The 9,779-nt window shown below is 64.7% G+C and carries 4 protein-coding genes and 1 pseudogene; 3 read left to right on the top strand and 2 right to left on the bottom strand.

What is annotated here, in order from left to right:
• Positions 1 to 1,013 precede the first annotated feature (1,013 nt).
• Positions 1,014 to 1,916 carry a hypothetical protein gene (locus tag ASD90_RS08845; RefSeq protein ID WP_056754790.1) on the top strand — a complete coding sequence of 301 codons (903 nt, stop codon included), beginning with the start codon at positions 1,014 to 1,016 and terminating at the stop codon, positions 1,914 to 1,916.
• 84 nt (positions 1,917 to 2,000) lie between these two features.
• On the opposite strand, the gene ASD90_RS08840 is transcribed toward ASD90_RS08845, so the two are convergent.
• Together ASD90_RS08840 and ASD90_RS23950 are read right to left on the bottom strand one after the other, a co-directional pair.
• Positions 2,001 to 3,110: an IPT/TIG domain-containing protein gene (locus ASD90_RS08840; protein WP_162260189.1), complete on the bottom strand. Its 1,110-nt coding sequence runs from the start codon at positions 3,108 to 3,110 to the stop codon at positions 2,001 to 2,003.
• 964 nt (positions 3,111 to 4,074) lie between these two features.
• A pseudogene (locus tag ASD90_RS23950) lies at positions 4,075 to 4,227 on the bottom strand (IS3 family transposase); the annotation flags it as partial.
• A 269-nt stretch (positions 4,228 to 4,496) separates the two neighbouring features.
• On the opposite strand from ASD90_RS23950, the gene ASD90_RS08835 reads away from it, so the two are divergent.
• Positions 4,497 to 5,369, top strand: coding sequence for a tyrosine-type recombinase/integrase (locus ASD90_RS08835; RefSeq protein WP_162260188.1), 873 nt, complete (start codon positions 4,497 to 4,499; stop codon positions 5,367 to 5,369).
• Between the two features lie 150 nt (positions 5,370 to 5,519).
• Positions 5,520 to 9,611, top strand: a complete 4,092-nt coding sequence (locus tag ASD90_RS08830) for a helix-turn-helix domain-containing protein (RefSeq protein ID WP_082588587.1) — start codon at positions 5,520 to 5,522, stop codon at positions 9,609 to 9,611.
• Positions 9,612 to 9,779: the final 168 nt, after the last annotated feature.

Raw genomic sequence — 9,779 nt, 5'->3', positions numbered from 1 at the left:
TCAGAACGTTCGAGCACTACCGGCTCCGGATCCTGCTCGCAGCCTCAGGAACCCGGGCCTACCGACGAGCCCCCGCCCATGCATAATTCCGAAGAGCCTCTATCCCCGATCCATTTCGCGGCTCGTCCGCCTAGACCCATCCGACGACGTATCGTCCGGCCCAGCGCCTGACACGGCATTCGTCTGCCACGACCTGCACCTCAAGCTCTTGCCAGGTCCCACCCTGCCTCCGCAGGATGATCGGCGTGGGAACCGAGGCAGGGACGTGCCCGTCATTCGCGTACTGATCGCTGACCTGCCCGAGCTGCAGGGCGACGTCGTGGCGGCGCTGGTGGCTGCGGAGCCGGACATGCTCGTGGTTGGCAAAGGTTTGCCTGCACCTCTCGCACGCTTCGACGAGCTGGCACCCGACGTGATTCTGGTGTCGCTTGGGCGGCTGGCGCGCGCGGTGGCGGACGGCGACGGCGGGACGCTTGCCAATTCGGACCGCCCGGCGTCGAGGTCCTGGGCATCGCTGCGACGGACGGCACCATCATCCGTGTCTCCCTCGTTCCCGACGAGCAGGACTGGCCGGACAAAGTCGTCTATGCCATCCGCTCGGCGGTTCCGACCCGGACCGCGCCCCTACCCCGGGACGCCGAGCCACCGGGTGCCCTGGATCGGTGAGTCTAGGGAGCTCAGAGGCAGGCCGCACCGCCCTCCTCTGGGCCAGCCTCCCTGGAATCCGGTTCCCAGCGGCGGGCCCCCCGAGTCGGGCACGCGGGTCGGTACTGGATCACTCCTGCGGGGCGAGGTCGAAAGCATGTCCGGCCTGCACTCGGGACGAGCCTTCCCCGTCCTGACGGAGTATTGCCAAACCCACGACGTCGGACGTAAGAACCTGTGAAACTGGTATATGACGTTTGGCGGCATTCGCACTCAGTGGGTCGTCATCGTCGACTAGGTCGACGGCGTGCCCCACCTTCACGATTACACGAACCAGTACGGGACTCACTCTCTCCCGGGAGGCCATCATGGTCACGTTTGACCTGGCCAAGCCTTCGGACAAGGGCTTCGTCCGATTCGTCCATCCGTCTGGCACCTTCACGACGTGCTCCTGTATGGCGCAATGGTTGCCAGTCGCGGAGCAGCTCGGGCTTATGCGCGGGCTCATCAAGCACAATTTGGACATCATCCAGCTGACCGGTGACGCCCCGGCGTCCAAAGGAACCCATCGTCGCGGCGGCGCCTTCGACATCAAGCAGCGAAGTGACGCCTGGGTCGCGATCTTCCGCCAGATGGGCGCGCCTGCGTCGTGGCGCCGCGACACCGGGGTTTTCGCCAACAACCAGCACCTGCATGGCGTGCTCAACGGCTGCTCGCACAACCTGCCCGTGCGGTACCAGCTGGAAGCCCAGCGCAAGGGAAAGAACGGGCTGAACCCGAGCAGCAGGGATCCCTCTCCCAGCCCGACACCCCGCCGCACGTGGCGAGAGGGAATCGCTTGGGCTCAACAACAACTTGGGCCGGAGCAACAGACTGCACGGCTCCAGCACCCCGAGGAGGACATAATGGCTTCGATCGACGAACTTAGAAAAGTGATCCGAGAGGAGCTCCGAGGGGTTCCAAATGCCGTCTGGCAGATTCCCCTGGACAACCACGACACGGACCCGGACGATGGCGTCCGCCCGAAGAAGTTTGCGGCTCAGGCATACCCGATAATGGCGAACTGGCGAGCAGCGCAGAACCAGCTCGCGCTGGCAAACGTCACCAAGCTGCTTGGTGACATCAACGGCAAGGTCACCGACAAGGCCCTCGCTGCCTCATTAGCCAAGGTCCTGGCGCCGATCGTGCGCCATGCGGCGCTAGATGTCGGGGTGGCCCCGGCGATCGCCGATAAACTCGTGGAGAAGGTCAACGCGCAGCTCGGCGTCTGAGCTGACGGTGGTACAACGGGCTGCCGGCGTCCCCGACGGCCCCTGCTGGTTAGCGAGCATCGGCGCAGCTTGCGAGCCGGGTGCTCAGGGTTCCCCGGCGATGTTCGCTGCCCCGACGGCCGCCAGCTCGTCAGTGGTCCCCACCCGCCCAGTAGAGCCGACCATGCCCACGTCCGCGAGCTCCTCTATCGTCCCCACCCGACCCGCGCTGTCAGACATGGTGCTGGCGGTCGGGGCGGACGCCGTCATCTCGCTCGCGGTGAGGGCCACCGACCCGTCGGTCCCGAGCTGCGGGGCCACCGGATGCGGGGTCACAACCACGCTGATCACGCCGGTTCCGTCGTCCGAATCGCTCCCGTCCGGGGGCGGTGGGCTGACCGTGAAGATGCCGGTGCTCGCCGCCTCGCTCGGGCCGGGGTCGAGCGTGATCGACCCGTCCTGAGCGTCCCCCGGCACCTCGACTGACAGTGTCGTGTCGCTCTGGCTCAGTATTGTTGCCTCCGCGTCCGCGGTGAAGACCACACGCTTCACCGAGTTGAGGTTCGTGCCGGTGATGACGACCGTGCTGCCCGCTGGCCCTTCTTCCGGGGCGAAGCTCGTCATCGTCACGTTGTTGGTGATGGAGTCGCTGCCTGCGTCCGGTGCCTTGAACAGGGTTTGGAACACGTCCTTCATCTTCTCCGCGGCCTGTGCGGAGAACCACCCGACCAACGCGGCGATGGCCGTGATGCCAAAGGGGTCTGGCTGGCTGGCACTGTTCGCGCCCGGCAGGAGCCCGGCCCGAAGGACGAGGTACACGATCGTGGCGATGATAGCCCCGACAAACGGGAGCAGCAGATAGGACGCGATCCAGCTCCGAACGAACTTGCGCTCACCGACGTACTTCGCCAATGAGCGCAGCCCGTGCAGCATTGCGCCGATGACGCCGGCAACGGCGACGATGACGAAGTACTGCTGGTCACGTGTGAGCGTGGTGTCCCAGCGGAAGTAGGTGAACGTCGTCGGGCCCGGAACGGCCGTGGCGCTCGCCGCTGGCAGCGGAGCCGGCCAGAAGCTCCAAAGGGCGTACAGGGCGAATGCGGCCGTCAGAGCCATCAGAGTCGCGATGATCACCACGCCCGCGGAGGAAACAGCTGAGGAGCCGGGTCCTGGCCTGGCCTCCTGCATTTTCTGGGTCGGCTGGTTGGTGCTCATGGTCACCCTTCCCGAATGGCGTAACGCTCGTGCATCGGCCGAAGGTCCTGGTGTCGGAGGCCCATCTATGTGGGTGCTCGAAATGAACCTCTGACACGAGTATCCTCTGGGTCTCATGCGGTCTCACCGAAACCGAAAAATAGCGTGTCCGCGCGGTCGGTCGCACCCTCTTGAGCCGGTCGCGAATGAGGGCCGCGGGATTCCCGTGGCGGCCGGATGGTCAGTCAGTTCCGCGAGCCAGAGCGCTTTTCGAACCGGGCGCGCGACGATGTTGCGTCGAGGTGGCGGCCGTCTGGCGTCGGCGAGCCGGCCGGTCGCCGGAGGAAGTCCACGGCGAGCGCGTCCTTGACCCCCAGCACGCTGCCGGTTGGAGGTGTTCGTCGCCATCGACAATGATGACGGTGACGAGGGTGGGCAGTCCGTCGGCGATGTCCCCGCGGGCGCACCGGCGCGAGGAGCTTCTTCGCCTCCGTCGCGGACAGGTCCCCATTCGCGCCAGAGATCAGTTCGAGCATAGGGCGATGCAGCTGAAAGACCATCTCGGTGCGGTCCTCCCCGAGGACATGGCGCCGATCGACCAGCACCGCAGCACGTCGAGCTGCTCGTCGTTGACCACCGGGCAGCGCCCTTGCCAACTTTGCAGCCCCCAGTCCTGGGCCGGAGTCCTGGGCCGGCATCCTGGGCCGGCATCCTGGGCCGGCATCCTGGGCCGGCCTGGAGCGTCGAGGCGTTCTATATGGGTTCGCGGCGTCGTTCATGGACTCATGCCATCTCTGCGGCCGTCGTCGAGAGGGTAGGCGGTAGCGAGTGCACTCAGGGACGATCAAACCGCGTGGGCGGGGTCCGGTATGCCGGTCGCTCTAGGCGTCCGTTATCCGTCAAGCAATGGCCGCGGCCTCGCCACGGTTAGCGACGCCGAGCTTGGCGAGGATGGGACCGCTGCACGAACCGGTGACAGGTCGGGTCAGGCTGCCTGAGTGGCAGGTGTGGTCATGATGGTCTCGAACTCGATAGGGGTCAATCGGCCCAAGGCGTTCTGACGACGTCGGCGGTGGTAGGTCCGCTCGATCCAGGTGACGATCGCGATCCGCAGCTCCTGTCGGGTGGCCCACTGACGATGATGGGGGCCGCTGGTGCGCTCGTCATTCTGTGGCACTGGATCCATTGACCGTCCCGGGCGGCGCCGATCAAGAGCGTGGCGACGCCCCAAGACGCGCGTCACACCGCCGCGTGCAGACCGGGCCGAAACGCTGGCACCTGGCTAGCGTCGATAGGTCCATGCGCCTGGCCGCCAGCGGCGGGCGGGGTCTGGGTCAGTGAAGCATCGCCGCGCGAGGTGACTTCATGTCCGGCCCGTCCACCCTTCTACCGTTCCAGCCCGCGACCATGTCCGGGGCCCAACTCGCCGCCGTGTCCTTCCTGGCGCGCTACGCCGGCCGCGCGCACTCCCTCTACGCCTTCCAGCTGCGGGAGTGGTTCGCCTGGTGCGAGACCAGCGGGCTCGACCCGCTCCTCGGGATCCAGCGAGCACACATCGAGCTCTACATCCGTCACCTCGGCGAGCGGGGCCTGATGGATTCGTCCGTCGTCACGATGATGCACGCCGTCCGCGGCTACTTCCGCTTCGCCCACATCGATGGCCTCATCACCGCCGACCCAGCCGTCTATGCGCGGCTGCCCAAGATCCACCGCGACGAGTCCCGCACCCAAGGACTGGACCGCCTCGAGCTGATCCGTTTCCTCCAAGTCGCCCCGACCATCACCGTCCACCACGGCGCCCTCGCCTACCTGCTCGGCATCAACGCCCTCCGCGCATCGGAAGCCGCCGCCGTGCGGATCGAGGACTACGCCGACACCCTCCGCGGACACCGCGTCCTGCACCTGGTCGGCAAAGGCAACAAGCCCGCGACCATGCCCGTGACCGTGCCCGTGCTCCGCGCGCTCGAGGCCTGCCGTGGTAACCGAACAAGCGGTCCGCTGGTGCTGAGACCGGTCTCGGGGAAGCCGATCGACCGACGCGACGTCTACCGGATGGTCGCCCGCATCGCGAGGACCGCCGGCATCCCGCGACACATCAGCCCGCACTCGCTGCGGCACGCCGCCATCACCAACGCCCTCGACGCCGGCGTCCCGCTACGCGACGCGCAGATCCTCGCCCGCCACGCCGACCCGCGCACCACCGAGCACTACGACCGCGCCCGAGGCAACCTCGACCGACACGGCGTCCACTTCCTCACCGCCTACGTCGCCGGTGTCTGACTAGTTGGGGCCACCAGCGTCGACTCCGCCCACTGTGGGCGCCCATCCCGCCCACATCGACACACCTCCTTCGATCGGGCGAAGGGGTGAAGGGATCTAGGCCACGCCCGGTCCTTGAATCATACGCATCAACTGCGTACAGTCGCACACATGTACGAGGCGCTCGGATCCCTTCTGCATAAGGCCCGCGAGAGTCAAGGGCTTGAGCAGACCGAAGTCGCCCGCGAACTGGGCGTTCGCCAGCAGGCGGTCAGCACCTGGGAACGCGGTGGCTCAAGGCCTAGACGCGGGACCCTTCGCGCCGTGGCCGAAGTGCTGGGGTTGACCGAGCAAGAACTGGTTGATGCCGGCGAGTACGCGACTGGCGATGCGAGGACGGCCCCCGTGGCTCCCCGGACACGAGCGCTGCCGGTGGCAGGACTAACCCCAGAGCGTTTCGAAGACTTCACCGTTGAGATCGTTAAGGCGCTGCTACCTGACGCGCATGTCACACGATTTGGTGGTCCTGGAGATGAGCAGCACGGTATTGACGTGCTGGCTACCAACTCGAAGAACGGCAAGGTGCTGGCCACCGCGCAGTGCAAGCGTCACATCACCTTCGGCAAGGGAGCCGTGAAGAAAGCTGTGGACGCCGTTGCGATCGATGCCCCACAACATCACCTGTTCCTGTCCCGGCAAACGGCGTCCCCCGGTGCTCGAACCGAAATGGCCAAACACGCCGGCTGGACCCTCTGGGACGGCGAAAACATCTCCCAATACGTGCAGCAGCATATGCCTCTAGACGCCGCCGTCCGCCTCGTTGACAGCTTCTTTCCGGGGCACCGCGAGCCCTTCTTGGGGGTTCGTTCGCCCGGACCATGGCTACTCCCGGAGGAGCACTTCATGTCTCCACAGGGGCATCTCTTTAACCACGACTGGACCCTGGTGGGGCGGCAGGATGTCGTTGACCAACTGACCACAGCTCTATACGGCGGACGTGGGCAGCTCATCACCTTGGAGGGACGGGGAGGCTTGGGCAAGACCCGGCTCTTGAAGGCCGTTGCTGAGGCCTGTCCCGACACAGCGACGTCCGTGTTCTTGCTGCCTGACAAGACACCAGTTGGCCCCGAGGACTTTGAGCTTCTCCCGAGCGCTGGTGCACTCGTTTTGCTCATTGACGACGCACATGAGCGCGATGACGTGGTGGCGTTGGTTGTGGCACTGAGGCGGCGCAACGAAGCGGCCAACGTATTGCTTGCGACCCGGCCGTATCGCTGGGCGACGATGCGCAACGACTTGCACCGATCGGGGCTGTTGCCCGAGGAACACCAAACCATCGTGCTCCCCGATCTCGCGACCAGCGCGGTCGAGCAGCTCGCACGTGAGGCACTCGGGCCGAATCCAAACGAAGGCGTGGCGCAACGCCTCGCACGCCTCACAACGGACTGTCCGCTGGTGACGGTAGTCGGCGGCACGCTGATCCGACGTGGGCAACTCGACCCTGCCCACCTGGGCCACGATGACGAAGTCCGCGAAACGATCTTGGGCCGGTTCAGCGAGGCACTCATCGCTGATCCACTTGTCGCCGACCCTGAGACCCGGCGTGGAGTGTTGGAGGGTATAGCCGCCCTTCAACCAGTACGCACCGACGATGACTCGTTCCGCGGCACGCTGTCGGCCGTGATCGGCAAGCCGTATGACCAGCTACACCGGCACATTCGCGATCTCGAAGCAGCGGGTGTACTACGCCGACGCGGAAGCTCGCTGCGCATCGTCCCGGATCTACTAGGTGACATCCTGCTGACCAGAGCATGTGTGGATGAGGCAGATGGGCAGCCCACTGGTTACCTCGATCGCATCCGCGATGCCGCGAGCGACCAGGCATTGCAGCACCTGTTTGTGAACATCAGCCGCGTTGACTGGCAGGTCCGTCAGCGACACACATCCAACAGATCACTCGTTGACGCTCTGTGGGAACCCTTCGAGGCAGAACTGCAGGCTGCAGACATCCCCCATCGCCAAGCGGCAGTTAAGCTGTTGGCTCAAGTGGCGTACTTCCAGCCAACGCGTGTCGTACGGATTGCCCGATGGCTAATCGATAATCCGACCGATGAAGCAGGCGATTCGTCTACGAGATGGGCCTTCCTTGGAGTACCTACGTATGCGGACGTTTTGAGCGAACTGGTCTCGATGCTGAAGCCCGCGGCCTACACATTTGAGACGCTACCTACCGTCCTCGAGTTGCTGTGGGAACTCGCGAAAAATGACGAGCGAAACACCAACCAGCACCCCGAGCATCCCCTGCGCGTCCTTGTCGACTTGGCTGGCTTCGAGCTAACGAAGCCTGTGAATTACAACGAAGCCGTCTTCGAGGTTGCCAGCCAGTGGTTCCACGACACGAACGATCTCTCTCCATTTGAGGTACTCAAGCCTCTGCTGGCCACGGAATCGAGTAGTCAGAGCTACCAGGGCTACACCCTGAGCTTCCAGCCCTTTGCCCTGAACACCGGCGTGGTCATGCCTTTGCGCGAACGGGTCGTTGCCCTAGCTTTCCAGGAGGTGCAACAACCGGATGTGCGGCGAGCTGTCGCCGCCATCGAGTGCCTTGAAGCCGCCATGCGATACCCGAGCGGCATGTTCGGAAGAGAAGTGACGAAAGACGAGCGTGATCGATGGACGCCGTCGTTCGTCGACACCATAAACCGGCTTGGCGCAGTGACCACCACGGTCGACCTCGACCCTGCCGTCCTCGTAGCCGTGCGCAAGGCTTTGAGTTGGCACGCTAGCTACGGACCCGCGGCCACCAAGGAACCCGCCCGAGAGGTACTGAGGCAGCTCCGTGATGAATTGGCGGATAAGATTGCGCTCATCATTCACGACGGCTGGGGACGCCTGATCTTCGACCGCGAGCGCGACTACGAAAAGGCACAGGCTCAAGTCCAAGCACGTCTGAAGCGGGCGGTCGACCAGCTCATCGAGAACACCGACGACGCCGAGGTCATCACTCTCCTTGAGGAGCGTTTGCAGGTAGAGCGTGCCGCCTTTGGCGGCGACAAGGGCAACCCAGGGCCGCTGGTGGGCGAGGTGGTGAAGAGCCGGCCGTCACTAGCCGGCCACCTCGTAGATGCGATCGTTGCAGGTGTCGCCTCGGCGCTCACCTCGGTGTTGCCCGTCGCCCTCGCGGTGTTTGCCGAACAGGACGACAAGGCCGCATTTGCACGGGCGAGAGAACTTCTGGACCTGAACGAGCCGTGGGCCACTCGTGCCGTGGCGCAAGCCTGGGGTTGGAACCGCGGGCGCCGTCCGGTCCTCCCGAAGGAATTGGACATTCTAGTCCAGTTCGGCGCAGACGAGAACATCGCTGTCCGGCAAGCACCAATTACGGTGGCCCAGCGCTTCGCGGAGGTGGATCCCGGGCTGGCCGCCCGTCTTCTTGCGGCCGTCACCTTCTCCGATAGCCCACATTTGGCCGACGAACTGTTCGCCTGCTTCGGCCGCCACGTGGGTCTCGCCTGGGACGCACTAGACAGCACCCAACAACAGTCCATTCAGGACCAGCTGATTCTTTTGGATGACATTGGGCAGTACTCGATTACGGGGTTCTTGGCGGATAGGTCCGCCATTGACCCTGAGTGGGTCATCGCGATGCTACAGATGCGCGTTGAGGTCGGAGAGCAGCTGGAGTCGCGTGGTGACTACCGCGCGATGCCGTTCTCGTTCGACAACCATTTGCGCGTGCGTGAGCACCCGGACTTCGAACCGTGGTTGCGGACGCTTCAGCTATGGATCGCCACCAAGACTGACTCCTGGAACCGCACGGAGCATGGCGCGGAACTCTTCAAAGAAGTCGCTCAGCAGTACGACTCCAGTGTCTTGGCGGTGCTCGAAGGCGCCATTAATACCGGAGATATGGCGCAGATCGAGTCAGCGGCCGCCATCCTGGGGAAGGCACCTCGGACCTTCATCTGGCAGCACCATGAGTTCGTCGACCGCAGCTTTCGAGCAACGGAGAAGGTCAGTGAGGAGGCGCAGCAAACGCTTAGGAGTGCGCTATGGGGAGCCACGATCTCAGGCGTGCGCAGCGGCACCCCCGGTCAACCCTTCGCTGAGGACATAGAGCAGCGTGACAGTTCGCTGAGAGTGGCCGCCGCGATGCCGAAAGGCTCTGCCTCCGAACGCTTCTACCTCGACATGGCCGCCTCGGCCCAGCGAAGCATCGAGAGCAGCATCGAGGATGATGAGGACGACGGGCGAGCGTGGTAGGCGCCTAGTCTTCGACCGGGTCACCAGAGCGGCCAAACCATCGTGCTAATCGTCCCTGATCGGCAGCATCGAATGCTCCCTGAGCGTCTAGGCTCTTGGCACGAGGAGGCTGCAATGCCCGTGGACGGGGTCGGCAGGCAGGACGGGCTTGTCCACAGACTGCCCGCC

Origin of the sequence: Terrabacter sp. Root181 (assembly GCF_001428505.1) — a bacterium.
In the GTDB taxonomy this organism is placed as follows: Bacteria; Actinomycetota; Actinomycetes; order Actinomycetales; family Dermatophilaceae; genus Terrabacter.
Note: the sequence above shows the minus strand (reverse complement) of the source record. Positions and strands in the feature narration are given on the sequence as shown.